Origin of the sequence: Pandoraea cepalis (genome assembly GCF_902459665.1) — a bacterium.
GTDB lineage: Bacteria > Pseudomonadota > Gammaproteobacteria > Burkholderiales > Burkholderiaceae > Pandoraea > Pandoraea cepalis.
Window position 1 is genome coordinate 26,258 of the sequence record NZ_CABPSL010000007.1, and the last position, 25,228, is coordinate 51,485.

Here is a 25,228-nt window from a genome sequence, read left to right on the forward strand (position 1 = left end):
ACGCGTCGTGCCCCCTGCAGGGCCTTGTGCGGCGGGCTTGGCCGAGCGCTGTGCGCGAGCGCGAAAGTGCCTATACTGATTCGGCCTGACTGCGCGCGGTCGCGCCCGATCCCTGCAGTGGCTCGGTGGTTGTCGCGCGCGGGCAATTCCCCTTTTTTTGATGGAGCAACTTCCGTGTCGAACAGTCAATGGATCCGTGTCGAAACCGTGGACGGCGCCTTCGATGCCTATCTGGCATTGCCGCCGTCGGGGCCGGTCGCAAAGGCACCGGGTATTGTGCTGGTGCAGGAAATCTTCGGCGTGAACGAACACATTCGCGGCGTTGCCGATCAATACGCGATGGACGGCTATGTGGTGCTCGCGCCGGATATCTTCTGGCGTGCCGCCCCGCGCGTCGAACTTGGCTACTCGGGCGACGACTGGGCGCGCGCGATGGAACTGCGCCAATCGATCGACATCGAGAAGGCCGTGACCGATATCGAAGCGACGGCCAAGGCGCTGCGCGGCAAGCTCGATGCCCATGCAAAGATTGCCGCCGTCGGCTATTGCTTCGGCGGACTGCTGTCCTACCTGAGCGCCGCACGCGGGCTGGTCGACGCCGCCGTGCCGTACTACGGTGGCGGCATTCACAACTATCTGGGCGAAGCCGCCCGGCTGAATGTGCCGGTGCAGTTCCACTACGGGGCGCTCGATAGCCATATCACGCCGGATATCGTGACGTCGGTGAGCGAAGCGGTGAAGTCGCGTCCGAACACGGAAGTGTTCGTGTATCCCAACGCCGACCACGGTTTCAATTGCTGGGCGCGCGCGTCTTACCATCAGCCGTCGGCGGCGCTCGCCCACGGTCGCGCGCTCGAGTTTCTTGCGACGTCGCTGTCGAAGTAAGCGTTGTCCGTCGTCCCATCAACGACCAGAAGCCCGCTTAGGCGGGCTTCGTCGTTCCCTGTCACGGGATCGCGGGCCTCCTGAAGGCTGCCAGGTCCGCTAAAAAAGCCCGTCGCCGGAGCGACGGGCAAAGTCCTGTGCGTTGAACCACTACGCACAGCGACAGGAGTCTTGGGTCGGGGGCCGACCGGAGATCACAGTGAGCGCCAGCAATCGCCGGCGCGTCGTTATGCGCAGAATGCGCGCCGCGCCGCGGCCCCTTTGGAGAGGCCCGCGGCGCGGCGAGTTACATTAGGAGCCGAAATAAGTCGAGCCGGCGCGTTGCTGTCCACCCACCGAACCCATCGTGATCGAGGCGCTGGCCGCCGTCGGTTGGGCGCTGGGCGTAGCCTTCGGGTACACGGCATCGTGTTGAACCACCAGGCCGGCTTGTTGCGCCTGGACCAGTTCCTGGCGGACTTGGGCACGACTCAGGACGCTGGTTTGCGGCACCCACGAGAATTCCGAGGGGCCGTCGAACGCGTCGCTGGCGAAAGCCGAGCCGGCCGAGAGGGCCAGCATTGCGGAAACCAGGGCAGAGGTAATGAGGGTGCGTTGCATGATGTTTTCTCCTGTCTTTTGAAAGAGGCGATGTGTTATTCATCGTCGACAGTTGAAGTGTATTGCTGCTTCATTTAGCGATAAAGATGAGTTGAGACAAGCAACTGTTGCTGAATTTGAAATAATAAATCGAAGCCCTGAGGAGACCGCAATGCTCTATCTATGGATCAAGGCCATCCATCTGATTGCAGTGATCACGTTTATCGCCGGCCTGGTGGCGATGGCGTTGGGCGGGCGTCTGACGCAGCCCGAGTGGCGGCGCATCGCGCGGCGGGCGGATTACGGACTGGCGTCGCCCGCGTTGATCGTGGTGTGGATAACCGGCCCCGCGATGGCCATCATGGCGAACTGGTGGAGTGCGCCATGGCTGATGGCCAAGCTCGTTTTGGTGGTGATCGTCTCGGGATTGCACGGACGCCTGTCCGCCACGCTCAGGCGGCTGGAGCGCGATGGCGTGACGACGTCCCCGGCGCTCTTTCGGCGAGCGCTCCCCATTACGCTGGTCTCGATGGCCGCGATCGTCTCGCTCGTGATCGTCAAGCCGTTTTGAGCCGTGTTGGCTTTGCGCCGACGCAGCAAGGGATTCGGTTTGGTGGGCTGCGCTACCCGGTGTTACGCTGGCGCAATTGCCAAAAACGACCCAAAAATTACGCCTTTGAAAGGCCTGGTGCCGATGCCGATCACAACTGGGGTACCCCTGGGATTTCAGGGTCAAGACCGCCCCGTGGGCGCGTTGGCGAAAGATTACCCGGATGGCTTCGTCGTGCACCCGCACCGCCACGGGCGCGCGCAACTGATGTACGCGAGTGCCGGCATTCTCGAAGTGCGCACCGAGACGTCGCTCTGGGTCATACCGCCGCAACGCGCGCTGTGGATGCCGGGGGAAGTCACGCATGAAGTGCGCATGCGGGGCCGAGTCGAAATGCGCACGATCTACGTCGACGTGGCGCGATGCGGGATGTCGGCGCCCAGCGCGCCGGTGGTCATCGGCGTGTCCGCGCTGTTGCGCGAGTTGATCCTGCGCGCGATGGCGCTTCCTGCCGATTGGTCGCCCGACGGCAAGGACGCCCTCGTCATGGCACTGTTGCTCGAGGAAGTGGAATGGAAGAGCGAGTCGCCGCTGCACTTGCAGGTGCCGCGCGACGCCCGTCTGCGCAAGATCTTCGATATCTACCTGAACACGCCTTCGGATCCCCGCAGCCTGCAGGATTGGGCGCTGGATGTCGGCGCATCGAGCCGCACGTTGGAGCGGCGCTTTACGACAGAGTTCGGCTTGCCGTTCCGGGAATGGCGTCAGCACATGCGCCTGCTGGGTGCGCTGCCAATGTTGGGGGCTGGGCGGCCCATCACGCAGGTGGCGCTCGAAGTCGGTTATGACACCCCGAGCGCGTTTTCCACCATGTTCCGCCGCTTCATGGGCGTGACGCCAAGCGAATACCTGATGCGCGTCCGCGGCCCGGCGTGAGCCAGTGCATGGCATCCCACATATCGTCGTAGACGGGCACCCCTTCGGCGCATAGCGGCGAGCGCGAGCGGCGTGAGCCGATCCCAACGAAATCAATGCCGAGACGGCGCGCGACTTTCAGGTCCCACATCCCGTCGCCGATCGAGACGACCGCACGCGGATGCGTAATGCCGTAGCCGGCTTGTGCCCGCTTGATCGCCTCCGCGACGAGTTGTTCGCGTGAACTGTATTCGGAGGAGGTGATGAGCATCGCGTCGGTGTATTCGATAGCGACGGAACGCAGCTTCCGATGGCTGACCTGCCGGATGCCCCCTGTGGCGAACACGACCCCCCAGCGCGATCGGTGTGCCGCGTCGACGAAAGCACGAGCGCCCGGGATTTCGGCCAGACCGTGCGCGTTGAGCAGCGCGGTGAAGCGCTCGTCGATCTCGTGCTCGAAGCGCGCCAGATCGTGCGGCTGCGGCAGCGCGCGTCCGTGCTCCGCGTGGGCATGAATCAGAATGCCGGTGTCGGTGTGATGCGGGTAGCTGCCCCAGTCGGTGTTCAGGTCTTCGAATTCCAGCGACGTCATGGCGCCGAGCAGCGCGCGCTGATGAATTCGCTCCGAATCGGTCAGAGTGCCGTCGACATCGAGCACCAGAATGCTGTCTTTTTCGAAACTCGCCTGCATGGCTGATAGTGGGCTCGCGTCAGGGCAGGAGGACTCACCGCCTAAACCTCCGAGTGTACGAATTCGCGCCTCCGTGAAAAACGCGCGAGATGACACCGGCTACGCCGGACACGACAGGCGCGGCTGCGAGATTTGATAGGGCGTGCATATCCTCTCAGGATGACGGACCGGGGACGTGACTCCCGGCCGTCGTTCCCGGGCGAGGGCGCCGGGCGAAGCATTGTCCCGCTCACCCGAAGCGAGGGCGTCCCAGCGAACGGTAACGCTTGTCCAGACGCTCTAGCATCGCGATGGCTTCCTCGATTTCGGCGATCGAAGGCTGTCCAGCGCGCGGCGAACGGGCGAGGGTCGGGGCCGTGTCAGTCGGCGGTGGCGCCTCGGCCTGTACCAATGCTTGGGTCTGCGGCGGCGTCTGCGCGGCGGTCGTTGTTCGGGGCGGGGTGGCCGACGGGCATGCTTGCTGTACGACGTGGCGATGCGATTCCGGTGCGAGACTCTCGCGCGTTTCGCCGCGGGCGAAGTCGCGATAGCGTTGATGACCGTCATGGAGCCACTCTGCGAGTGTTCGCACGATGTCGTCGCCCGGCCCTACCGTGCGCATCTGCAAACGAGTGGCCTGAAAGTATCCCGGAACGTCGCCGAAGAGGGCTGGCAGGTGCTGGTCGGCGTGGGTGCGCGGATCCTGGCGAATCACCTCAATGGTATTCGGCGTGGCGAGCGAGACGAGGAACGTGTGGACGGCGCCCCCGATCGGGAGCCGGATGTAGGCGCCAAGCATGGCGTCGTGCACGTCCGGGGCGCCGGTGACGTGACGAATGGGCGGGTCGGTGAAGGCGGCTGTGACGTGATGGCGTCGGGCTTCCTGCTGGCTGGTCAGCACGCGCAGGAACGTGACCCGCGGCATCTCGAGGTAGACGTCGGCGCGGCGCAGCAGGTGATGCATGCCCGGCGACATTTCGCGAAGGCGCTGGGTGATCCGTCGCTCGATCGCCGCGACGGAGAACTTCCCCTGCGACTCCGCAGCGAAGGTTGCGGAAAATGCACGCTCGAGGGCGCTGGCATCGCGTCCGTCGCGCGAGAGCGCAGCGCTGACCGTCGCCGGGAGCGACGCTTCGCAGCCCGCCAGCATCAGACGGCTTGCGCTGACGTTGACGTTCAGGCCCGGTGTGAGGTCGAGCAAACAATTCTCGCGGTCGTTACCGCTGCCGACCACGCAAACTGGCCGTACGTCCTTCAGCCGCTCGGCGAATACCCGCGCGCGGGTCGCCGGGGGCTGCGACCAGTCGAACGACGCGCCGTTGGCGACAGCGTCCGCATGGCGAGGCGTGGCACGTTGAGCGCCGGCCGAGACCGGCGCCGACGCGATCTGCCTGAGGTCGGTCGTGATGCTGTGTGTGTGCGCGGCATGGTGCGGGTCCGGCATTGCGTTCGACACCGCCAGCGCGGTCGTGAGCCATTCTCCAATCGCAAAATACATCGCGGTCACTCCAATGGATGTCACAGGACGCTTCCCGTGGTGGCCCGGAGTATTCCTGTTGCAACGAATCCGGTTGTCGCGTCGGAACGCCGACGTTTGCGGTTTGGCACCCGCGAGGACATTCGCTCAACCCATGCCGCCGCGTGGCGACCCAAGGCGGCGCTCGGCAACGCGTTAACAATCAACGACTTACGGGGCGAATTTGCGTGCAAGTGCATTGACACTTGCGCTGACCAGAGGTATAGTCGCAGGCTCCGGTTTTTCCGGCGGTATGCGCGTGTCCAATGCAAAATGCTTATGCATCAAGCGTTTAGGTGCGGGCAATCCGCAAGAATAGCCGGGTGAGTGCGCAGTAAATCTGCATGACGGCCCGCCTTGGTTTTCATGCTTTTGACACATTTAGGAAATCACAATGCCAACGATTAACCAATTGGTCCGCAAGCCGCGCACCTCTGCTCAAATCAAGAGCAAGAGCCCGGCCCTGCAGGACTGCCCGCAGCGTCGCGGCGTGTGCACCCGTGTGTACACGACGACGCCGAAGAAGCCGAACTCCGCATTGCGTAAGGTTGCCAAGGTGCGCCTGACCAACGGTTTCGAAGTCATTTCGTACATCGGCGGTGAAGGCCACAACCTGCAGGAACACTCGGTCGTGCTGATTCGCGGCGGTCGTGTGAAGGACTTGCCGGGTGTGCGTTACCACATGGTGCGCGGTAGCCTCGACACGCAAGGCGTCAAGGACCGTAAGCAGTCCCGTTCGAAGTACGGCGCGAAGCGTCCGAAGGCCTAAGCGGCTCAGCGGACATACGTTCGGTGATGGTGTACATCGTCACTGAGTAAGTGGTCACTCGGCCAGGAAGTGGCTAGTAGGTGACTTGGAGCGAAGCTCCAACTGAATTTATTAAGGAAGAAATCATGCCGCGTCGTCGCGAAGTCCCCAAGCGCGAAGTGTTGCCCGATCCGAAGTTCGGCAACGTTGATGTCGCTAAATTCATGAACGTGCTCATGCTTGCCGGCAAGAAGTCGGTTGCAGAGCGCATCGTTTATGGTGCTTTCGAGCAGATCCAAACCAAGGCGGGCAAGGATCCGCTGGAAATCTTCAACACGGCGCTCGGTAACGTGAAGCCGGTGGTTGAAGTCAAGAGCCGCCGCGTTGGCGGTGCAAACTATCAGGTTCCGGTCGAAGTGCGTCCGTCGCGTCGTATGGCATTGGCGATGCGTTGGTTGCGTGAGGCCGCGAAAAAGCGTAGTGAGAAGTCGATGGCCCTGCGTCTGGCAGGTGAGCTGATCGAAGCCTCGGAAGGCCGTGGCGGCGCCATGAAGAAGCGTGACGAAGTTCACCGCATGGCCGAAGCCAACAAGGCATTCTCGCACTTCCGCTTCTGACGCTGGCAAGCAGTACCTAGAGCAGAAACCGGGGCGGGTGCGCATGAGAAATTGCGCCTCGCCCGTTTGTGTTAGTAGCCCCCTCAAAAATGGCGGCTACATTGAAAGAGGCTTAAAGTGGCTCGTACAACCCCTATCGAGCGCTACCGCAACATCGGTATTAGCGCTCACATCGACGCAGGCAAGACCACGACGACCGAGCGCATTTTGTTCTACACCGGTGTGAACCACAAAATCGGTGAAGTGCACGATGGCGCCGCGACGATGGACTGGATGGAGCAGGAACAAGAGCGTGGCATCACGATTACGTCGGCTGCCACGACCTGCTTCTGGTCCGGCATGGCGAACAATTACCAGAAGCACCGCATCAACATCATCGACACCCCGGGTCACGTCGACTTCACGATTGAAGTCGAGCGCTCGATGCGTGTTCTCGATGGCGCGTGCATGGTCTACTGTGCCGTGGGTGGCGTGCAGCCCCAGTCGGAAACCGTTTGGCGTCAGGCCAACAAGTACGGCGTGCCGCGTCTGGCGTTCGTCAACAAGATGGACCGTACCGGCGCGAACTTCTTCAAGGTCTACGACCAGTTGAAGACTCGCCTGAAGGCCAACCCGGTGCCGGTGGTGGTGCCGATCGGCGCGGAAGAAAGCTTCACGGGCGTGGTCGACCTCATCAAGATGAAGGCGATCATTTGGGACGAAGCGTCGCAAGGCATGAAGTTCGACTACGTCGAAATTCCGGCCGAGCTGCTGGCGGAAGCCCAGAAGTGGCGCGAAGGCATGGTCGAGGCCGCTGCCGAGTCGAGCGAAGAGATGATGAACAAGTACCTGGAAGAGGGTGACCTCTCCGAGGCTGACATCATCGAAGGTCTTCGTCTGCGTACCATCGCCTGCGAAATCCAGCCGATGCTGTGCGGCACTGCGTTCAAGAACAAGGGTGTGCAGCGTATGCTGGACGCCGTGATCGACTTCCTGCCGTCGCCGGTCGACATTCCGCCGGTCAAGGGTACGGACGAGAAGGAGCAGCCGATCGAGCGTCGCGCTGCGGACGACGAGAAGTTCTCGTCGCTGGCCTTCAAGATCATGACGGACCCGTTCGTCGGCCAGCTGATCTTCTTCCGCGTCTATTCGGGCGTGGTGAACAAGGGCGACACGCTGCTGAACTCGGTCAAGGGCAAGAAGGAACGCCTGGGCCGTATCGTGCAGATGCACGCGAACCAGCGCGAAGAAATCGACGAAGTGCGCGCAGGCGACATCGCCGCAGCCGTCGGTTTGAAGGATGCGACCACGGGTGACACGCTGTGCGACCCGACCGCCCCGATCGTGCTCGAGCGCATGGTGTTCCCGGAGCCGGTGATTTCGCAGGCTGTCGAGCCGAAGACCAAGGTCGACCAGGAAAAGATGGGCCTCGCCCTGAACCGCCTGGCGCAGGAAGACCCGTCGTTCCGCGTGCAGACCGATGAAGAATCGGGTCAGACCATCATTTCGGGCATGGGCGAGCTCCACCTCGAAATTCTGGTTGACCGCATGAAGCGCGAATTCGGCGTGGAAGCCAACATCGGCGCGCCGCAGGTTGCCTACCGCGAAACCATTCGCAAGTCGGCCGCGGACGTTGAAGGCAAGTTCGTCAAGCAGTCGGGCGGTCGCGGCCAGTTCGGTCACGCTGTCATCACGCTGGAGCCGAACGAGCAAGGCAAGGGCTACGAATTCTTCGATGAGATCAAGGGTGGTGTCATTCCTCGCGAATACATCCCGGCGGTCGACAAGGGGATTCAGGACACGCTCAAGAGCGGTGTTCTGGCCGGCTTCCCGGTGGTGGACGTCAAGGTTCGCCTGACGTTCGGTTCGTACCACGATGTGGACTCGAACGAAAACGCGTTCCGCATGGCCGGTTCGATGGCTTTCAAGGAAGCCATGCGCCGCGCCAGCCCGGTCATTCTCGAGCCGATGATGGCCGTGGAAGTGGAAACGCCGGAAGACTACATGGGTAACGTGATGGGCGACTTGTCGTCGCGTCGCGGCATTATCCAGGGCATGGACGACATGGTCGGCGGCGGCAAGATCGTGCGCGCCGAAGTTCCGCTGTCGGAAATGTTCGGCTATTCGACGTCGCTGCGTTCGGCCACGCAAGGCCGCGCCACGTACACGATGGAGTTCAAGCACTACGCTGAAGCTCCGAAGAACGTGAGCGAAGCCATCATCAGCAACAAGAACAAGTAATTGAATTGTCGGGCGTCTGCACCACGAGGTGCAGCGCCCGGCGCACTGTTTAATCGTCTATTCAGTATCTGAGGATTCGGAAATGGCAAAGGAAAAGTTTCAGCGGACCAAGCCGCACGTCAACGTTGGCACCATCGGTCACGTCGACCACGGCAAGACGACCCTGACGGCTGCTATCGCAACGGTGCTTTCGTCGAAGTTCGGCGGTGAAGCCAAGAACTACGCGGACATCGACGCGGCACCGGAAGAAAAGGCACGCGGTATTACCATCAACACCGCACACATCGAGTACGAAACGGCTAACCGCCACTACGCACACGTTGACTGCCCGGGCCACGCCGACTACGTCAAGAACATGATTACCGGTGCTGCCCAGATGGACGGCGCCATTCTGGTTTGCTCGGCTGCCGACGGCCCGATGCCGCAAACGCGCGAGCACATCCTGCTGGCCCGTCAGGTTGGCGTGCCGTACATCATCGTGTTCCTGAACAAGTGCGACATGGTCGACGACGCCGAGCTGCTCGAGCTGGTCGAAATGGAAGTGCGCGAACTCCTGTCGAAGTACGACTTCCCGGGCGACGATGTGCCGATCATTCACGGTTCGGCCAAGCTGGCGCTGGAAGGCGACAAGGGTGCCCTGGGCGAAGAAGCCATCATGAAGCTGGCTGAAGCCCTTGACACGTACATCCCGACGCCGGAACGCGCTGTGGATGGCACGTTCCTGATGCCGGTGGAAGACGTGTTCTCGATCTCGGGTCGCGGTACCGTGGTGACCGGTCGTATCGAGCGCGGCATCATCAAGGTCGGCGAAGAAATCGAAATCGTCGGTATCGCCATGGACGGCGACAAGCCGAAGATCGACAAGACGACCTGCACGGGCGTCGAAATGTTCCGCAAGCTGCTCGACCAAGGTCAGGCAGGCGATAACGTCGGTATTCTGCTGCGCGGCACGAAGCGTGAAGACGTCCAGCGTGGTCAGGTTCTGGCCAAGCCGGGTTCGATCAAGCCGCACCGCAAGTTCTCGGGCGAGGTCTACATCCTGTCGAAGGACGAAGGTGGTCGTCACACCCCGTTCTTCAACAACTATCGTCCGCAGTTCTACTTCCGTACGACGGACGTGACGGGCTCGATCTCCCTGCCGGAAGGCAAGGAAATGGTGATGCCGGGCGACAACGTGTCGATCAAGGTTGACCTGATCCAGCCGATCGCCATGGAAGAAGGTCTGCGTTTTGCAATTCGCGAAGGTGGCCGTACTGTCGGCGCCGGCGTGGTTGCGAAGATCGAAGACTAATGACGGATTGACGGATGACGGGGGCCTTGGCGCTCCCGTCACCGAAGCTGTGTTTGCTCTTTGTGATTTACCCGGCACCCGAACGAGGGCTGCCATGCTCTTTGGAGAATTGACATGCCGAACCAAAAAATCCGCATCCGCCTGAAGGCGTTCGATTACCGCCTGATCGACCAGTCGGCCGCCGAGATCGTTGAAACCGCCAAGCGCACCGGCGCGATCGTCAAGGGCCCGGTGCCCCTGCCGACGCGCATCGAGCGTTTCGACATCCTGCGTTCGCCGCACGTCAACAAGACCTCGCGCGACCAGCTCGAAATCCGCACGCACCAGCGCCTGATGGACATCGTCGATCCGACGGACAAGACCGTTGACGCACTGATGAAGCTGGACCTGCCGGCTGGCGTCGACGTCGAGATCAAGCTGCAGTAAGGCTTGAGCGCGACTTTGCGCTGGAAAGCCCCGCCAATACTGACTCGGCGGGGCTTTTGTTATGCGAATTAGCAACACTTGTCAAGCGATAAAAGCTCGTCTATAATGGCGGGCTCAAGTGTAGTTTTTAAAAGATGGCCCACGTCCGTGGACCATCCTTTTATCATTTAGCCCCGGCCAATCGCAGTCGGGAATGGAGAAAATCATGAGCCTTGGCCTTGTCGGTCGCAAGGTTGGCATGACGCGTATTTTCACGGACGACGGCGATTCGATTCCCGTCACCGTGCTCGACGTGTCTAACAACCGTGTGACGCAAATCAAGACGGATGAAACGGACGGCTACACGGCCGTTCAAGTCACTTTCGGTAACCGTCGCGCCACGCGCGTGACCAAAGCCGCCGCCGGCCACTACGCGAAAGCGGGTGTCGAAGCCGGTGAAATCCTCAAGGAATTCCGCGTCGAAGCTGCCAAAGCTGCTGAACTGCAGCCGGGCGCAGCCGTTGGCGTCGATCTCTTCCAAGTGGGCCAGAAGGTCGACGTGCAAGGCGTGTCGATCGGTAAGGGCTACGCCGGTACCATCAAGCGCTACAACTTCGCTTCGGGCCGCGCTTCGCACGGTAACTCGCGTTCGCACAACGTGCCGGGTTCGATCGGTATGGCGCAGGATCCGGGCCGTGTGTTCCCGGGTAAGCGCATGACGGGTCATCTGGGCGACGTCACCACGACGGTGCAGAATCTCGAAATCGCGCGCATTGACGCTGAACGTGGCCTGATCTTCGTGAAGGGTGCCGTTCCGGGCGCCAACGAAGGCAAGGTTTTCGTGACCACGGCAGTCAAGGCCAAACTCGCGAAGGGAGCGTAACAATGGAACTGAAGCTCCTGAATGAGCAAGGTCAGGAAGGCGCAGCGGTCAACGCGTCGGACGTCGTGTTCGGCCGTGACTACAACGAAGCGCTGATCCATCAGGTTGTGGTGGCTTACCAAGCCAACGCCCGCAGCGGCAATCGTGCGCAGAAAGACCGTGAACAGGTCAAGCACACGACCAAGAAGCCGTGGCGTCAGAAGGGTACGGGCCGTGCTCGTGCCGGTATGTCGTCGAGCCCGTTGTGGCGCGGCGGTGGCCGTATCTTCCCGAATTCGCCGGAAGAGAACTTCACCCACAAGGTCAACAAGAAGATGTACCGCGCCGGTGTGTGCTCGATTCTGTCGCAGCTCGCCCGTGAAGGTCGTCTGTCGGTGGTCGAGGACATCAAGCTGGATGCGCCGAAGACCAAACTGCTCGCTGAAAAGATCAAGGCCATGGGTCTTGAGTCGGTGCTGCTGATCACGGATAGCGTGGACGAGAACCTGTTCCTGGCCTCGCGCAATCTGGCTCACGTTGCCGTCACCGAGCCGCGTTTCGCCGACCCGCTGTCGCTCATCTACTTCAAGACGGTGCTGGTGACGAAGGGCGCGATCGCCAAGATTGAGGAGATGCTGTCATGAGCGACGTGCGTAAAAATGACCATCGTCTGTACCAGGTCCTGCTCTCGCCGGTGATCTCCGAAAAGGCGACGCTGGTGGCTGACAAGAACGAACAAGTGGTGTTCCAAGTCGCACGCGACGCGAACAAGCAAGAAGTGAAGGCTGCGGTTGAGCTTCTCTTCAAGGTGGAAGTCGAGTCGGTGCAGATTCTGAACCGCAAGGGCAAGCAAAAGCGCTTTGGCCGCTTCATGGGTCGTCGCGACCATGAAAAGAAGGCCTACGTGAGCCTGAAGCCGGGTCAGGAAATCAATTTTGAAGCGGAGGCCAAGTAATCATGGCACTCGTCAAAACGAAACCGACGTCGCCGGGCCGCCGTTCGCTGGTCAAGGTCGTCAACAAGGATCTGCACAAGGGCAAGCCGTTCGCCCCGCTGCTCGATACCAAGAGCAAGACCGCTGGCCGTAACAACAACGGTCACATCACCACCCGTCATATGGGTGGCGGTCACAAGCAACACTACCGTATCGTCGATTTCCGTCGCAACAAGGACGGCATCACGGCGAAGGTTGAGCGTCTGGAATACGATCCGAACCGCAGCGCGAACATTGCTCTGCTGTGCTACGCCGACGGCGAGCGTCGTTACATCCTTGCACCGAAGGGCATGACCGTCGGCCAGCAAGTGGTGAGCGGCTCGGAAGCCCCGATCAAATCGGGTAACACCCTGCCGATCCGTAACATCCCGGTCGGTACGACGATTCACGGCATCGAACTTCTGCCGGGCAAGGGTGCGCAAATCGCCCGTGCCGCCGGCACGTCGGCCATGCTGCTGGCTCGCGAAGGCACGTACGCTCAAGTGCGTCTGCGTTCGGGTGAAGTGCGTCGCGTGCACATCGAGTGCCGCGCGACCATCGGTGAAGTCGGTAACGAAGAGCATAGCCTGCGCCAATTGGGCAAGGCCGGTGCAAAGCGTTGGCGCGGTATTCGTCCGACCGTTCGCGGTGTGGCGATGAACCCGGTGGATCACCCGCACGGTGGTGGTGAAGGTCGTACGGCGGCGGGTCGTCATCCGGTCAGCCCGTGGGGTCAGCATACCAAGGGTAAGCGTACCCGTTCGACCAAGCGCACCGACAGCATGATCGTTCAGCGTCGCAAGAAGCGTTAATTGGAGCTAGCAAATGACTCGTTCTGTTAAAAAAGGTCCGTTTTGCGACGCTCACCTGCTGAAAAAAGTGGAAGCGGCGGCTGCATCGCGTGACAAAAAGCCGATCAAGACCTGGTCGCGTCGTTCGACCGTCCTGCCCGATTTCATCGGCCTGACGATCGCTGTGCATAACGGCCGTCAACACGTGCCGGTGTACGTGACGGAAAACATGGTCGGCCACAAGCTGGGTGAGTTCGCTCTCACCCGTACCTTCAAGGGCCATGCGGCCGACAAGAAGGCGAAGAAATAAGGGGCCGACCATGGAAGTAAAAGCAATTCATCGCGATGCTCGTATCTCAGCGCAAAAAACGCGTCTGGTCGCTGACCAGATCCGTGGACTGCCGCTGGAGCGCGCACTCAATGTCCTGACCTTCTCGCCGAAGAAGGCCGCGGTCATCATCAAGAAGGTGCTCGAGTCGGCTATCGCCAACGCCGAGCACAATGAAGGTGCTGACATCGACGAACTGCGCGTCAAGGGCATTTTCGTCGACAAGGCGACCTCGCTCAAGCGTTTCACCGCGCGTGCTAAGGGCCGTGGTAACCGCATCGAGAAGCAAACCTGTCACATCACTGTGACGCTGGGCAACTAAGGGGTCACGATGGGACAGAAAATTCATCCGACTGGCTTCCGTCTGGCGGTCAGTCGTAACTGGGCTTCGCGTTGGTACGCCAACAACCAGAACTTCGCGCAGATGTTGAAGGAAGACATCGGCGTTCGCGAATACCTGAAGAAGAAGCTGAAGAACGCTTCGGTCGGCCGCGTCATCATCGAGCGTCCGGCACGTAATGCTCGCATTACGATTTTCAGCTCGCGTCCGGGTGTTGTGATCGGCAAGAAGGGCGAGGACATCGAAATCCTCAAGGCCGAGCTGCAAAAGCGCATGGGCGTGCCCGTGCACGTGAACATCGAGGAAATCCGCAAGCCGGAAACCGATGCGCAGCTCATCGCCGATTCGATCGCTCAGCAGCTCGAGCGCCGTATCATGTTCCGTCGCGCCATGAAGCGTGCGATGCAGAACGCGATGCGTCTGGGTGCCCAAGGCATCAAGATCATGAGCGCGGGCCGTTTGAACGGTATCGAAATCGCCCGTACCGAGTGGTATCGCGAAGGCCGTGTGCCCCTGCACACGCTGCGTGCCGACATCGACTACGCAACTTCGGAAGCGAAGACGACGTACGGCATCATCGGTATCAAGGTGTGGGTGTACAAGGGTGACACGCTGGGCCGCAACGACGCTCCGGTGGCTGAAGAGCCGGCCGAAGACAAGCGTCCGCGCCGCAACGCGCGTCCGGGCGGCGACCGTCGCCCCCGTCGTGACGATGCTGGCGATAAGGCCGGCGCGAAGCGCGGTGGTGCACGACGCCCGGCTGGCAAGCCTGAAGGCGACGCCAAGACTGGAGAATAATCATGCTGCAACCGAAACGCAGAAAGTATCGCAAAGAGCAGAAGGGCCGTAACACTGGCGTTGCCACGCGTGGTAACGAAGTGTCGTTCGGCGAATTCGGTCTGAAGGCGGTCGGTCGTGGACGTCTGACGGCTCGTCAAATCGAAGCCGCGCGTCGTGCCATGACTCGCCACATCAAGCGCGGTGGTCGTATCTGGATCCGTATCTTCCCGGACAAGCCGATCTCGCAAAAGCCGGCAGAAGTGCGTATGGGTAACGGTAAGGGTAACCCGGAGTACTACGTCGCCGAGATTCAACCGGGCAAGATGCTGTACGAAATGGACGGTGTGGATGAAGCGTTGGCGCGCGAGGCGTTCCGCCTGGCTGCTGCCAAGCTGCCGATTCAGACGACGTTCTTCGTACGTCGCCTTGGCGCCTGAGGGGAGAATTTGAAATGAAAGCATCCGAACTTCGTGCCAAGGATCTCGACGGCCTGAACAAGGAACTGTCGGATCTGCTGAAGGCCCAATTCGGTCTTCGCATGCAAGCGGGCACCCAACAGCTGAGCAACACCAGCCAGCTGAAGAAGGTGCGCAAGGACATCGCGCGTGTGCGTACCGTGTTGACTGAGAAGGCGAGCCAGAAATGAACGATACCGCTAAGACCGCGCTGAAGCGTACCCTCGTGGGTAAGGTTGTCAGCGACAAGATGGACAAGACGGTTACCGTGCTGGTCGAGCGTCAAATGAAGCACCCGCTCTACGGCAAGTACATCGTGCGCTCGAAGAAGTACCACGCGCACGATGAGACCAACCAGTACAAGGAAGGCGATACGGTCGAGATTCAAGAATCCCGCCCGCTGTCGAAGACCAAGGCCTGGACGGTCTCCCGTCTCGTGGAAGCCGCTCGCATCATCTAAAGCGCGCTGAAGCGAAGGCTTGACTTGCAAGTCCGGAATTATCGATGTATAATTCCGGACTTTCCGCTTCTTTCGCTAAAACCGGTCTTTGGTTTCGCAAGGGAGTGGATGGCTTCCGAAGCCGATTCGTATCCTCTACGAGTCTGGTCGAGGTAGCAAAGTTGTCCACTTTTGAACGACTCAACCCAAACGGCACCCTTTGGTGCTGACGGGGACCAAGACTGACCGATGCGTATGTGTCGGATTAAGTTGGGAAGATAACACCATGATTCAAACTGAAACCCGGCTCGAAGTAGCCGACAACACCGGTGCGCGCGAAGTGATGTGCATCAAGGTGCTGGGCGGCTCCAAGCGTCGCTACGCCGGCATTGGCGACATCATCAAGGTCAGCGTGAAGGATGCTGCCCCGCGTGGTCGTGTCAAGAAGGGCGAAATCTATAACGCAGTGGTCGTGCGCACCGCCAAGGGCGTGCGTCGCCAGGACGGCTCGCTGGTCAAATTCGACGGCAACGCCGCCGTGCTGCTTAACACCAAGCTTGAGCCGATCGGCACCCGTATCTTCGGGCCGGTTACGCGTGAACTGCGTACCGAACGCTTCATGAAGATCGTGTCGCTGGCCCCGGAAGTGCTGTAAGGAGCCGACACATGAACAAGATTCGTAAGGGTGACCAGGTCATCGTGCTGACGGGTAAGGACAAGGCCAAGCGTGGCACGGTCCTGGCCATTGATGGCGACAAGTTGGTCGTCGAGGGCGTGAACGTTGCCAAAAAGCACGTCAAGCCGAACCCGATGAAGGGTACGCAAGGTGGCGTGGTCGACAAGACGATGCCGATCCACGTGTCGAACGTGGCGCTGGTGGATGCCAATGGCAAGCCGTCGCGCGTGGGCATCAAGGTCGAAGACGGCAAGAAGGTCCGCTTCCTCAAGACGACCGGTACGGTCGTCGGTGCCTAAGTCGCAGGGAGTATAGATAATGGCCCGTTTGCAAGAATTCTATAAAGACAAGGTTGTCGCCGAGCTGACAAAGCAGTTCGGTTACAAGTCTGTCATGGAAGTGCCGCGCATCACCAAGATCACCCTGAACATGGGCCTTGGTCAAGCCGTTGCTGACAAGAAGATCATTGAGCACGCCGTTGGCGACCTGACGAAAATCGCCGGCCAAAAGCCGGTGGTGACGAAGGCTCGCAAGGCAATTGCCGGTTTCAAGATCCGCGAAGGTTACCCGATCGGTACGATGGTGACGCTGCGCGGCGAGCGTATGTTCGAATTCCTGGATCGTTTCATCACCGTGGCTCTGCCGCGCGTGCGTGACTTCCGTGGTATTTCGGGTCGTGCGTTCGATGGTCGTGGCAACTACAACATCGGTGTGAAGGAACAGATCATCTTCCCCGAAATCGAGTACGACAAAATCGACGCGCTGCGTGGTCTGAATATCAGCATCACCACGACCGCGAAGACTGACGAAGAAGCGAAGGCTCTTCTGTCGGCGTTCAAATTCCCGTTCCGTAACTGAGGTAATCGTGGCTAAACTGGCACTTATCGAACGCGAAAAGAAACGCGCCCGTCTGGCGCAGAAGTTTTCTGCCAAGCGCGCCGCCCTCAAAGCGACCATCGAAGACACCAGCAAGTCGGAAGACGAGCGTTATGAAGCACGTCTGGCGCTGCAACAGCTGCCGCGTAACGCCAATCCGACGCGTCAACGCAATCGTTGCGACCTGACTGGCCGTCCGCGCGGTACCTTCCGCAAATTCGGCCTGGCCCGTAACAAGATCCGTGAAATCGCCTTCCGTGGCGAAATCCCGGGCGTGACCAAAGCAAGCTGGTAATAGGAGAAGCACCATGAGCATGAGCGATCCTATCGCCGATATGCTGACTCGCATCCGCAACGCTCAGATGGTTGAGAAAGCATCGGTGAAGATGCCCTCTTCCAAGCTGAAGGTCTCGATCGCCAAAGTCCTGAAGGACGAAGGCTACATCGAAGACTTCGCGGTTGAAGCAGAAGAAACGAAGGCAGTGTTGAACATCGCACTGAAGTACTACGCTGGCCGTCCGGTGATCGAGCGCCTCGAGCGCGTGTCCCGCCCCGGTCTTCGTGTGTACAAGAGCCGCAACGACATCCCGCAGGTCATGAATGGCCTCGGCGTTGCAATCGTCTCGACCCCGAAGGGCGTGATGACTGATCGCAAGGCACGCGCCACCGGCGTGGGCGGCGAAGTCATCTGCTACGTCGCCTAACCGAGGAGCGTTGAAATGTCTCGAGTAGGTAAGAGTCCCATTGCATTGCCGAAGGGCGTAGAAGCAACGCTGGCAGGCAATGTGCTGACGATCAAGGGTGCCCTGGGTTCGCTGACCCGCGGTGTGAATGCCCTCGTGAACGTCAAGATCGAAGACGGCACCATCACCTTCGCCCCGGCCGACGAAAGCCGCGAAGCGAATGCGCTGTATGGCACCGAACGTGCACTGGTCAACAATATGGTGACCGGTGTGAGCAAGGGTTTCGAAAAGAAACTGCAACTCGTTGGCGTGGGTTACCGCGCCAAGGCTGAAGGTGCAAACCTGAAGCTCGAGCTGGGTTTCTCGCACGATGTCGTGCATGCCATGCCGGAAGGCGTGAAGGCCGAGACCCCGACGCAGACGGAGATCATCATCAAAGGCGTTGATAAGCAACGCATCGGACAAGTGGCTGCGGAAGTTCGCGGTTACCGTCCGCCCGAACCCTACAAGGGCAAGGGCGTCCGCTATGCGGACGAGGTGGTGATCCTCAAGGAAACCAAGAAGAAGTAAGGGTGCGAAACATGGACAAGAAACAATCTCGTGTGCGCCGTGCTCGCCAGACTCGTATCAAGCTGGCAGCTCAAAAGGTGCATCGCCTTTCCGTGCATCGCACCAACGTGCACATCTACGCGCAAGTTTTTTCGGAAGACGGCACGCAAGTGCTGGCCAGCGCTTCGACGCTGGAAGCCGAAGTGCGCAAGGAACTGGGCGACAAGGAAGGCAAGGGTGGCAACGCTGCGGCCGCTGCACTGATCGGCCGTCGTATCGCCGAGAAGGCGAAGGCTGCCGGCATCGAAAGCGTGGCTTTCGACCGCTCGGGCTTCCGCTATCACGGTCGCGTCAAGGCTCTGGCCGACGCTGCCCGTGAAGCCGGCCTCAAGTTCTAAGTAAGGATCCGTCATGGCAAAGATGCAAGCGAAAGTTCAGGCTGACGAACGCGACGACGGCCTTCGCGAGAAGATGATCGCGGTCAACCGTGTCACGAAGGTTGTGAAGGGTGGCCGTATTCTCGGTTTTGCCGCGTTGACCGTGGTTGGTGACGGCGATGGCCGCATCGGCATGGGCAAGGGCAAGGCGAAGGAAGTGCCGGTTGCCGTTCAAAAGGCAATGGAACAAGCCCGCCGCAATATGTTCAAGGTGCCCCTGAAGAACGGCACCCTGCAACACAACGTTCTCGGCCAGCATGGCGCCTCGCGCGTCCTGATGTCGCCGGCGAAGGACGGTACCGGTGTTATCGCCGGTGGCCCGATGCGCGCGGTGTTCGAGGTGATGGGCGTGACCAACGTGGTGACGAAGAGCCTTGGCTCGACGAACCCGTACAACCTGGTCCGCGCCACGCTCGACGGCCTGAAGAAACAATCGACTCCTGCTGACATCGCCGCCAAGCGTGGCAAGTCGGTGGAAGAGATCCTCGGCTAAGGGTGATCAATATGTCGCAGCAAACTGTGAAAGTTAAGCTGGTCAAGAGCCTGATCGGTACGCGTGAAGAACATCGCGCGACCGTGAGGGGCCTGGGCCTGCGTCGAATCAATTCGGTCAGCGAGTTGCAGGATACGCCCGCTGTGCGGGGCATGATCAACAAGGTCTCGTACCTTGTGGCGATCGTCGACTGAGCGAGGGCAAAATGGAATTGAATTCGATTAAGCCGGCAGAAGGCGCCAAGCACGCCAAGCGCCGCGTTGGCCGTGGCATCGGTTCGGGTCTGGGTAAAACCGCCGGCCGTGGTCACAAGGGTCAAAAGTCGCGTTCGGGCGGCTTCCACAAGGTTGGCTTCGAAGGCGGTCAAATGCCGCTGCAACGTCGCCTGCCGAAGCGTGGTTTCAAGTCGCTGACGCGTCGTTTCGTGGGCGAAGTTCGCCTGTCGGACCTGAACAACCTGCCGGTCGACGAGATCGATCTGTTGGTTCTGAAGCAGGCCGGTCTGGTGAGCGAGCTGTCGCTGTCGGCCAAGGTCATCGCCTCGGGCGAGATCACCCGCAAGGTCGTTGTGAAGGGTCTGGGCGTCACCAAGGGTGCGCTCACGGCAATTCAAGCGGCTGGCGGTTCGGTTGCAGAGTAAGTTAGGTCACCCCGGAGCCAGCATTGGCCAAGTCTCCTAATCTCGCTAAGCCTGGTACGCAGGGCCCGAAGTATGCGGATCTGCGCCGGCGGCTGGTTTTCCTGCTGCTGGCGTTGATCGTCTACCGTATTGGTGCGCATATCCCGGTGCCGGGCATCGACCCCGATCAGCTGGCGCAGTTGTTCCAGCGCCAGTCGGGCGGGATCCTGGGCATGTTCAACATGTTCTCGGGTGGCGCGTTGTCGCGTTTCACGATCTTCGCGCTGGGGATCATGCCGTACATTTCGGCGTCGATCATCATGCAGCTGTTGGCGATGGTTTCGCCGCAGTTGGAAGCGTTGCGCAAGGAAGGTCAGTCCGGACAGCGCAAGATCACGCAGTACACCCGGTATTTCACGGTGCTACTCGCGCTCTTCCAAGCCGCAGCGATCGCAGTGACGTTGGAGAGCGAGCCTGGGCTCGTCGTCGATCCGGGCATGCTGTTCCGCCTGACGACGGTGATCACGCTTGTGACCGGCACGATGTTCCTGATGTGGCTTGGTGAGCAGATCACCGAACGCGGCCTGGGTAACGGTATCTCGATCATCATCTTTGGTGGTATCGCGGCCGGTTTGCCGAACGCTGTGGGCGGTTTGTTCGAGCTTGTCAGCACGGGTTCGATTGGTCCGTTCTCGGCCATCGTGATCTGTGCCCTCGTGGTGCTCGTGACGTTCTTCGTCGTGTTTGTCGAACGAGGTCAGCGCAAGATCCTCGTGAACTACGCCAAGCGTCAGGTGGGCAACAAGGTGTACGGCGGCCAGGCTTCGCACCTGCCGCTCAAGCTGAACATGGCAGGCGTGATTCCGCCGATCTTCGCATCGTCGATCATCCTGTTCCCGGCAACGATCGCGAATTGGTTCGGCGCAGGCGAAAGCACGCGCTGGCTCAAGGATTTCGCCGCGAAGTTGTCGCCGGGTCAGCCGATCTACGTGATGCTCTACGCTTTGGCGATCGTGTTCTTTTGCTTCTTCTACACCGCACTGGTGTTCAACAGCAAAGAGACCGCGGACAACCTGAAGAAGAGCGGCGCGTTTGTACCGGGCATCCGTCCGGGCGATCAGACGGCGCGGTACATCGACAAGATCCTGACGCGTCTGACACTGGCCGGTGCGGCTTACGTCACGCTGGTGTGTTTGCTGCCTGAGTTTCTGGTGTTGCGTTGGAACGTTCCGTTCTACTTCGGTGGAACCTCACTGCTGATTATCGTGGTGGTGACGATGGATTTCATGGCTCAAGTGCAGTCGTATGTGATGTCGCAACAGTATGAGTCGCTGCTCAAAAAGGCGAATTTCAAGGGCGGCAATAACATGACGCTTCGCTGACCTTGGGTCATGTCGAAAGACGACGTTATTCAAATGCAGGGCGAGGTCGTTGAAAACCTCCCCAATGCCACCTTCCGGGTAAAGCTGGAAAATGGCCATGTAGTACTCGGACATATTTCCGGCAAGATGCGGATGCACTACATCCGAATCTTGCCTGGAGATAAGGTGACGGTAGAGTTGACGCCCTACGATCTGTCGCGTGCGCGGATCGTCTTCCGGGCGAAGTGATTAGAGAGAGGGAATTGTCATGAAAGTTTTGGCATCTGTTAAGTGCATCTGCCGCAATTGCAAGTTTGTGAAGCGCAAAGGCGTGCTGCGCGTGATCTGCAGTTCGGATCCGCGCCACAAGCAACGTCAGGGCTAATCGGCCTTTAACGCTATTTAGTTGGGGAATTACGAATGGCTCGTATCGCAGGGGTTAACATCCCGAACCACCAGCACACCGCAATCGGCTTGACGGCCATTTACGGTGTCGGCCGCACGCGCGCTCGCCAGATTTGCGACGCCGCCGGTGTGCCGTTCTCGAAGAAGGTCAAAGACCTCGACGACGCTGATCTCGAAAAGCTGCGTGATCAAGTCGGTCAACTGACGGTCGAGGGCGACCTGCGCCGTGAAGTGACCATGAACATCAAGCGCCTGATGGACCTGGGCTGCTATCGTGGTATGCGTCACCGCAAGGGCTTGCCGCTTCGCGGTCAGCGCACCCGTACCAATGCGCGTACCCGCAAGGGCCCGCGTAAGGCCGGCGTCTCGCTGAAGAAGTAACCAGAGGATAGGAACTCATGGCTAAGCAACAGAACAACGCCGCTTCGCAGCGCGTTCGCAAGAAGGTCAAGAAGAGCGTTGCCGAGGGCGTCGTGCACGTCCACGCTTCGTTCAACAACACCATCATCACGATCACCGATCGTCAGGGCAACGCACTGGCATGGGCGACCTCGGGTGGCCAGGGCTTCAAGGGTTCGCGCAAGTCGACCCCGTTCGCTGCCCAGGTTGCTGCCGAGTCGGCTGGCCGCGTGGCACTGGAATACGGTGTGAAGAACCTGGAAGTTCGCATCAAGGGCCCGGGCCCGGGTCGCGAATCCGCGGTTCGTGCGCTGAACGCGCTGGGTATCAAGATCACGGCCATCTCGGACGTGACGCCGGTCCCGCACAACGGCTGCCGCCCGCCGAAGCGTCGTCGCATCTAAGACGCAGAAGCAAATCCTGCTATAATCGCGGGTTCGCGCACGGTCTCGGCCGTGCGCGTAGCAATTTCTAAGACCACCGTCCGGTACACAGGTACCGGACTTGCGTAGTGAACAAAGTTCGCTGCGTCAGATTTTGAGATAAAGGAACAACCGTGGCACGTTATATCGGCCCGAAGGCCAAACTCTCCCGCCGTGAAGGTACTGACCTCTTCCTGAAGAGCGCACGCCGCTCGCTCGCCGACAAGTGCAAGCTGGATAGCAAGCCGGGTCAGCATGGTCGCACCTCGGGTGCTCGTACGTCGGATTACGGCAACCAACTGCGCGAAAAGCAGAAGGTCAAGCGTATCTACGGCGTGCTTGAGCGCCAGTTCCGTCGCTATTTCGCGGAAGCCGATCGCGTCAAGGGCAACACGGGTGAAAACCTGCTGCAACTGCTCGAGTCGCGCCTCGACAACGTCGTGTACCGCATGGGCTTTGGCTCGACGCGTGCTGAAGCGCGCCAGCTGGTCGGCCACAAGGCGATCTCGCTGAATGGTGTTGTTTCCAACATCCCGTCGATCAAGGTCAAGGCCGGCGACGTGATCACTGTGCGCGACGCTGCCAAGAAGCAAGTGCGTATTCAAGAAGCACTGTCGCTGGCGGAGCAAGTCGGTTTCCCGATCTGGGTTTCGGTTGACGCCAAGAAGATGGAAGGCACTTTCAAGGCACTGCCGGAACGTAGCGATATCGCAGGCGACATCAACGAAAGCCTGATCGTTGAATTGTATTCGCGTTAATATCCGTATGCTGACGCGCCTCACGGCGCGTTTTTGCGTTCCGTGCAGGTTGTCACGCATCAGCCTTATCGGTGTAACGAGCCGAGGGTATTGAAAAGGAAACCTATGCAAACCAGTTTGTTGAAGCCCAAGATCATCGCGGTTGAGCCGGTCGGTGAGCATCACGCCAAAGTCGTGATGGAGCCGTTCGAACGTGGCTACGGCCACACCTTGGGTAACGCGCTTCGCCGCGTGCTGTTGTCGTCGATGGTCGGTTATGCCCCGACCGAAGTGACGATCGCCGGCGTTGTGCACGAATATTCCACCATCGATGGTGTCCAGGAAGATGTCGTTAACTTCCTGTTGAACCTGAAGGGTGTGGTGTTCAAGCTGCATAACCGTGACGAAGTCACTGTTACGCTGCGCAAGGATGGTGAAGGTGTGGTGCGCGCTTCGGACATCGAAGTGCCGCATGATGTAGAACTGATCAATCCCGACCACGTGATCGCGCATCTGGCCAAGGGCGGCAAGCTCGACGTACAGATCAAGATCGAAAAGGGTCGTGGTTATGTCCCGGGTAACGTGCGCCGTTACGGCGACGAATCGGCCAAGGTGATTGGCCGCATCGTTCTGGATGCGTCGTTCTCGCCGGTCAAGCGTGTGAGCTACGCGGTCGAATCGGCCCGCGTGGAGCAGCGTACGGACCTGGACAAGCTCGTGATGAACATCGAAACCAACGGTGTGGTGTCGCCGGAAGAAGCGATCCGTCTGTCGGCTCGCATCCTCGTCGACCAACTGTCGGTGTTCGCTGCGCTGGAAGGCACGGAAGCCGCCAGCGAAGCACCGTCGCGTGCGCCGCAGATCGATCCGATCCTGCTGCGCCCGGTGGACGATCTCGAGTTGACGGTGCGTTCGGCCAACTGCTTGAAGGCTGAAAACATCTACTACATCGGCGACCTGATCCAGCGTACCGAGAACGAATTGCTCAAGACCCCGAATTTGGGTCGCAAATCGCTCAACGAGATCAAGGAAGTGCTTGCCTCGCGTGGCCTCACGCTGGGCATGAAGCTCGAAAACTGGCCGCCGGCCGGTCTCGAGAAGTAAAGGTGTAACGACATGGCCGCCTTGGGGCGGTCGTGTCGCTACGTAAGTGCGGCGCGTCGGAATGTCCTTGATGTTCCGATACGGCCGATAGCAAAGGTACCGGCCCGCGGTGGTTGTCACCGATAGAAGAGCTAGGTCGAAAACTCTGTTTAAAGGAAAGTTGAAATGCGTCACCGTCATGGTCTTCGTAAGCTGAACCGTACCAGCAGCCACCGTCTGGCAATGCTGCGCAATATGTCGAACTCGTTGATCCAACACGAAGCGATCAAGACCACGCTGCCGAAGGCGAAGGAACTGCGCAAGGTCGTCGAGCCCCTCATCACGCTGGGTAAGAAGGATTCGCTGGCCAACCGTCGTCTGGCGTTCAACCGCCTGCGCGATCGTGACATGGTCACCAAGCTGTTCAACGAACTGGGCCCGCGCTTTGCCAACCGTCCGGGCGGCTACCTGCGCATCCTGAAGATGGGTTTCCGCGTGGGCGATAACGCACCGATGGCGTTCGTCGAACTGCTGGACCGCCCGGAAGTCGACACGGAAGCGCCGGAAGTGGCTGAGTAAGCGACACGCGCAACGGTCTTTTCAAGGCCGTGAGCCGTAAAAAGAAGCCAGGTCAACGACCTGGCTTTTTTCATTTTAAGGCGTCGTCTGAACCCGTCTGCTCTGCAGTCTGGAAATCGCTGGCTGATTGGGCACATTTCGCGGCGTCGGTGTACAGTGAACGATCCTCACGCTCGAATGGTCTACGCCACATCATGGACGCCCTTCTTATCGTCACGACGACGTTTCCCGACGAGGCCAGCGCCAACGCCGCCATCGACGGTATGCTGGCCGAGCGGCTGGCGGCGTGCGTGCAGCAAATGGCACCGGTGCGTTCGAGCTATCGCTGGCAAGGCAAGCGCGAGACGAGCGTGGAAGTGCCGCTCATGATCAAGACGACGGCGGCGCGTTACAGCGCGCTGGAGCAATACATTAAAGAACATCATCCCTACGACGTGCCGGAGATTGTGGCGTGGCCCGCCACGGCAGCGCTGCCTGCCTACGCGCGGTGGGTTGAAGATGAAACGCGGGGGGCGTTGCATGTCTGACGTGCAGACAATGGTGGG

40 protein-coding genes are annotated in these 25,228 nt (G+C 60.1%); 37 read left to right on the forward strand and 3 right to left on the reverse strand.

Annotated features, from left to right (window positions below):
* Positions 1-174: 174 nt before the first annotated feature.
* Positions 175-885, forward strand: coding sequence for a dienelactone hydrolase family protein (locus tag PCE31106_RS10915; RefSeq protein ID WP_017232364.1), 711 nt, complete (start codon positions 175-177; stop codon positions 883-885).
* Positions 886-1,176: 291 nt separating this feature from the next.
* On the opposite strand, the gene PCE31106_RS10920 is transcribed toward PCE31106_RS10915, so the two are convergent.
* Complete coding sequence (locus tag PCE31106_RS10920; RefSeq protein WP_150563288.1) at positions 1,177-1,485, reverse strand: DUF4148 domain-containing protein; 309 nt, start codon at positions 1,483-1,485, stop codon at positions 1,177-1,179.
* A gap of 151 nt (positions 1,486-1,636) precedes the next feature.
* Here PCE31106_RS10920 and PCE31106_RS10925 point away from each other — a divergent pair, with 151 nt between their 5' ends.
* Both PCE31106_RS10925 and PCE31106_RS10930 read left to right on the forward strand, forming a co-directional pair.
* On the forward strand, positions 1,637-2,035 hold the full coding sequence (locus PCE31106_RS10925; RefSeq protein ID WP_017232362.1) for a CopD family protein: 399 nt from the start codon (positions 1,637-1,639) through the stop codon (positions 2,033-2,035).
* 123 nt (positions 2,036-2,158) lie between these two features.
* Positions 2,159-2,950, forward strand: coding sequence for an AraC family transcriptional regulator (locus tag PCE31106_RS10930; protein ID WP_026131672.1), 792 nt, complete (start codon positions 2,159-2,161; stop codon positions 2,948-2,950).
* Here PCE31106_RS10930 and PCE31106_RS10935 read toward each other — a convergent pair.
* Entirely contained in the window at positions 2,898-3,620 is a 723-nt protein-coding gene (locus tag PCE31106_RS10935; RefSeq protein ID WP_150552126.1) for an HAD family hydrolase, read from the reverse strand. The two genes, PCE31106_RS10930 and PCE31106_RS10935, sit on opposite strands and share 53 nt — an antisense overlap.
* Positions 3,621-3,849: 229 nt before the next feature.
* Positions 3,850-5,097, reverse strand: a complete 1,248-nt coding sequence (locus tag PCE31106_RS10940; protein WP_150563289.1) for a hypothetical protein — start codon at positions 5,095-5,097, stop codon at positions 3,850-3,852.
* A gap of 412 nt (positions 5,098-5,509) precedes the next feature.
* On the opposite strand from PCE31106_RS10940, the gene rpsL reads away from it, so the two are divergent.
* From rpsL to cutA, 34 genes are all read left to right on the forward strand, one after another.
* On the forward strand, positions 5,510-5,884 hold the full coding sequence (rpsL, locus tag PCE31106_RS10945) for a 30S ribosomal protein S12 (protein WP_017232358.1): 375 nt from the start codon (positions 5,510-5,512) through the stop codon (positions 5,882-5,884).
* Positions 5,885-6,009: 125 nt separating this feature from the next.
* Positions 6,010-6,480: a 30S ribosomal protein S7 gene (rpsG, locus tag PCE31106_RS10950; RefSeq protein ID WP_017232357.1), complete on the forward strand. Its 471-nt coding sequence runs from the start codon at positions 6,010-6,012 to the stop codon at positions 6,478-6,480.
* Between the two features lie 117 nt (positions 6,481-6,597).
* Complete coding sequence (gene fusA, locus PCE31106_RS10955; protein ID WP_130027429.1) at positions 6,598-8,700, forward strand: elongation factor G; 2,103 nt, start codon at positions 6,598-6,600, stop codon at positions 8,698-8,700.
* Positions 8,701-8,782: 82 nt separating this feature from the next.
* Entirely contained in the window at positions 8,783-9,991 is a 1,209-nt protein-coding gene (gene tuf / locus PCE31106_RS10960; protein WP_150563290.1) for an elongation factor Tu, read from the forward strand.
* 114 nt (positions 9,992-10,105) lie between these two features.
* On the forward strand, positions 10,106-10,417 hold the full coding sequence (rpsJ, locus tag PCE31106_RS10965; RefSeq protein ID WP_017235803.1) for a 30S ribosomal protein S10: 312 nt from the start codon (positions 10,106-10,108) through the stop codon (positions 10,415-10,417).
* Positions 10,418-10,622: 205 nt separating this feature from the next.
* Positions 10,623-11,279 (forward strand): 50S ribosomal protein L3, encoded by a 657-nt coding sequence (rplC, locus tag PCE31106_RS10970; RefSeq protein WP_026132333.1) that lies wholly within the window; start codon positions 10,623-10,625, stop codon positions 11,277-11,279.
* A gap of 2 nt (positions 11,280-11,281) precedes the next feature.
* Positions 11,282-11,902: a 50S ribosomal protein L4 gene (gene rplD / locus PCE31106_RS10975; RefSeq protein WP_017235801.1), complete on the forward strand. Its 621-nt coding sequence runs from the start codon at positions 11,282-11,284 to the stop codon at positions 11,900-11,902.
* A complete protein-coding gene (gene rplW, locus PCE31106_RS10980) occupies positions 11,899-12,213 on the forward strand; it encodes a 50S ribosomal protein L23 (RefSeq protein WP_017235800.1) in 315 nt (104 codons plus the stop codon). The genes rplD and rplW overlap by 4 nt, the downstream gene beginning before the upstream one ends.
* A gap of 2 nt (positions 12,214-12,215) precedes the next feature.
* Entirely contained in the window at positions 12,216-13,043 is an 828-nt protein-coding gene (gene rplB / locus PCE31106_RS10985; protein WP_017235799.1) for a 50S ribosomal protein L2, read from the forward strand.
* Between the two features lie 13 nt (positions 13,044-13,056).
* A complete protein-coding gene (rpsS, locus tag PCE31106_RS10990; RefSeq protein WP_010804133.1) occupies positions 13,057-13,332 on the forward strand; it encodes a 30S ribosomal protein S19 in 276 nt (91 codons plus the stop codon).
* 10 nt (positions 13,333-13,342) lie between these two features.
* Complete coding sequence (gene rplV / locus PCE31106_RS10995; protein ID WP_017235797.1) at positions 13,343-13,672, forward strand: 50S ribosomal protein L22; 330 nt, start codon at positions 13,343-13,345, stop codon at positions 13,670-13,672.
* A gap of 9 nt (positions 13,673-13,681) precedes the next feature.
* Positions 13,682-14,488 carry a 30S ribosomal protein S3 gene (rpsC, locus tag PCE31106_RS11000; RefSeq protein WP_017235796.1) on the forward strand — a complete coding sequence of 269 codons (807 nt, stop codon included), beginning with the start codon at positions 13,682-13,684 and terminating at the stop codon, positions 14,486-14,488.
* A 2-nt stretch (positions 14,489-14,490) separates the two neighbouring features.
* Positions 14,491-14,907 carry a 50S ribosomal protein L16 gene (gene rplP / locus PCE31106_RS11005; RefSeq protein WP_010804130.1) on the forward strand — a complete coding sequence of 139 codons (417 nt, stop codon included), beginning with the start codon at positions 14,491-14,493 and terminating at the stop codon, positions 14,905-14,907.
* 14 nt (positions 14,908-14,921) lie between these two features.
* A complete protein-coding gene (gene rpmC / locus PCE31106_RS11010; RefSeq protein WP_017235795.1) occupies positions 14,922-15,116 on the forward strand; it encodes a 50S ribosomal protein L29 in 195 nt (64 codons plus the stop codon).
* A complete protein-coding gene (gene rpsQ / locus PCE31106_RS11015) occupies positions 15,113-15,385 on the forward strand; it encodes a 30S ribosomal protein S17 (RefSeq protein ID WP_017235794.1) in 273 nt (90 codons plus the stop codon). Before rpmC ends, rpsQ begins: the two co-directional genes overlap by 4 nt.
* Before the next feature lie 265 nt (positions 15,386-15,650).
* Positions 15,651-16,019, forward strand: a complete 369-nt coding sequence (gene rplN / locus PCE31106_RS11020; protein ID WP_010804127.1) for a 50S ribosomal protein L14 — start codon at positions 15,651-15,653, stop codon at positions 16,017-16,019.
* 11 nt (positions 16,020-16,030) lie between these two features.
* Positions 16,031-16,339: a 50S ribosomal protein L24 gene (gene rplX, locus PCE31106_RS11025; RefSeq protein WP_017235793.1), complete on the forward strand. Its 309-nt coding sequence runs from the start codon at positions 16,031-16,033 to the stop codon at positions 16,337-16,339.
* A 19-nt stretch (positions 16,340-16,358) separates the two neighbouring features.
* Positions 16,359-16,898: a 50S ribosomal protein L5 gene (rplE, locus tag PCE31106_RS11030; RefSeq protein WP_010804125.1), complete on the forward strand. Its 540-nt coding sequence runs from the start codon at positions 16,359-16,361 to the stop codon at positions 16,896-16,898.
* 7 nt (positions 16,899-16,905) lie between these two features.
* On the forward strand, positions 16,906-17,211 hold the full coding sequence (gene rpsN / locus PCE31106_RS11035) for a 30S ribosomal protein S14 (RefSeq protein WP_017235792.1): 306 nt from the start codon (positions 16,906-16,908) through the stop codon (positions 17,209-17,211).
* Between the two features lie 13 nt (positions 17,212-17,224).
* On the forward strand, positions 17,225-17,620 hold the full coding sequence (rpsH, locus tag PCE31106_RS11040) for a 30S ribosomal protein S8 (protein WP_017235791.1): 396 nt from the start codon (positions 17,225-17,227) through the stop codon (positions 17,618-17,620).
* 15 nt (positions 17,621-17,635) lie between these two features.
* Complete coding sequence (rplF, locus tag PCE31106_RS11045; protein ID WP_026132332.1) at positions 17,636-18,169, forward strand: 50S ribosomal protein L6; 534 nt, start codon at positions 17,636-17,638, stop codon at positions 18,167-18,169.
* An 11-nt stretch (positions 18,170-18,180) separates the two neighbouring features.
* Positions 18,181-18,546, forward strand: coding sequence for a 50S ribosomal protein L18 (gene rplR, locus PCE31106_RS11050; RefSeq protein ID WP_010804121.1), 366 nt, complete (start codon positions 18,181-18,183; stop codon positions 18,544-18,546).
* 13 nt (positions 18,547-18,559) lie between these two features.
* Entirely contained in the window at positions 18,560-19,078 is a 519-nt protein-coding gene (gene rpsE, locus PCE31106_RS11055) for a 30S ribosomal protein S5 (RefSeq protein WP_010804120.1), read from the forward strand.
* Positions 19,079-19,089: 11 nt separating this feature from the next.
* On the forward strand, positions 19,090-19,272 hold the full coding sequence (rpmD, locus tag PCE31106_RS11060; RefSeq protein ID WP_017235789.1) for a 50S ribosomal protein L30: 183 nt from the start codon (positions 19,090-19,092) through the stop codon (positions 19,270-19,272).
* Positions 19,273-19,283: 11 nt separating this feature from the next.
* Positions 19,284-19,718, forward strand: a complete 435-nt coding sequence (gene rplO, locus PCE31106_RS11065) for a 50S ribosomal protein L15 (RefSeq protein WP_017235788.1) — start codon at positions 19,284-19,286, stop codon at positions 19,716-19,718.
* 23 nt (positions 19,719-19,741) lie between these two features.
* The gene (gene secY / locus PCE31106_RS11070; protein WP_017235787.1) at positions 19,742-21,079 is read left to right on the forward strand and encodes a preprotein translocase subunit SecY; all 1,338 of its coding nucleotides are present in this window, start codon (positions 19,742-19,744) and stop codon (positions 21,077-21,079) included.
* A gap of 9 nt (positions 21,080-21,088) precedes the next feature.
* Positions 21,089-21,307 carry a translation initiation factor IF-1 gene (gene infA / locus PCE31106_RS11075; protein WP_007869286.1) on the forward strand — a complete coding sequence of 73 codons (219 nt, stop codon included), beginning with the start codon at positions 21,089-21,091 and terminating at the stop codon, positions 21,305-21,307.
* A 19-nt stretch (positions 21,308-21,326) separates the two neighbouring features.
* Positions 21,327-21,443, forward strand: a complete 117-nt coding sequence (gene rpmJ / locus PCE31106_RS11080) for a 50S ribosomal protein L36 (RefSeq protein ID WP_010804115.1) — start codon at positions 21,327-21,329, stop codon at positions 21,441-21,443.
* A 35-nt stretch (positions 21,444-21,478) separates the two neighbouring features.
* Entirely contained in the window at positions 21,479-21,844 is a 366-nt protein-coding gene (gene rpsM, locus PCE31106_RS11085; protein ID WP_017235786.1) for a 30S ribosomal protein S13, read from the forward strand.
* Positions 21,845-21,861: 17 nt separating this feature from the next.
* A complete protein-coding gene (gene rpsK, locus PCE31106_RS11090) occupies positions 21,862-22,266 on the forward strand; it encodes a 30S ribosomal protein S11 (RefSeq protein ID WP_010804113.1) in 405 nt (134 codons plus the stop codon).
* 152 nt (positions 22,267-22,418) lie between these two features.
* Positions 22,419-23,042 (forward strand): 30S ribosomal protein S4, encoded by a 624-nt coding sequence (rpsD, locus tag PCE31106_RS11095; protein ID WP_017235785.1) that lies wholly within the window; start codon positions 22,419-22,421, stop codon positions 23,040-23,042.
* A gap of 105 nt (positions 23,043-23,147) precedes the next feature.
* Positions 23,148-24,125, forward strand: a complete 978-nt coding sequence (locus PCE31106_RS11100) for a DNA-directed RNA polymerase subunit alpha (protein WP_017235784.1) — start codon at positions 23,148-23,150, stop codon at positions 24,123-24,125.
* Positions 24,126-24,290: 165 nt separating this feature from the next.
* Complete coding sequence (gene rplQ, locus PCE31106_RS11105; protein WP_017235783.1) at positions 24,291-24,683, forward strand: 50S ribosomal protein L17; 393 nt, start codon at positions 24,291-24,293, stop codon at positions 24,681-24,683.
* Positions 24,684-24,877: 194 nt separating this feature from the next.
* On the forward strand, positions 24,878-25,210 hold the full coding sequence (gene cutA, locus PCE31106_RS11110; RefSeq protein ID WP_017235782.1) for a divalent-cation tolerance protein CutA: 333 nt from the start codon (positions 24,878-24,880) through the stop codon (positions 25,208-25,210).
* Positions 25,211-25,228 lie beyond the last annotated feature (18 nt).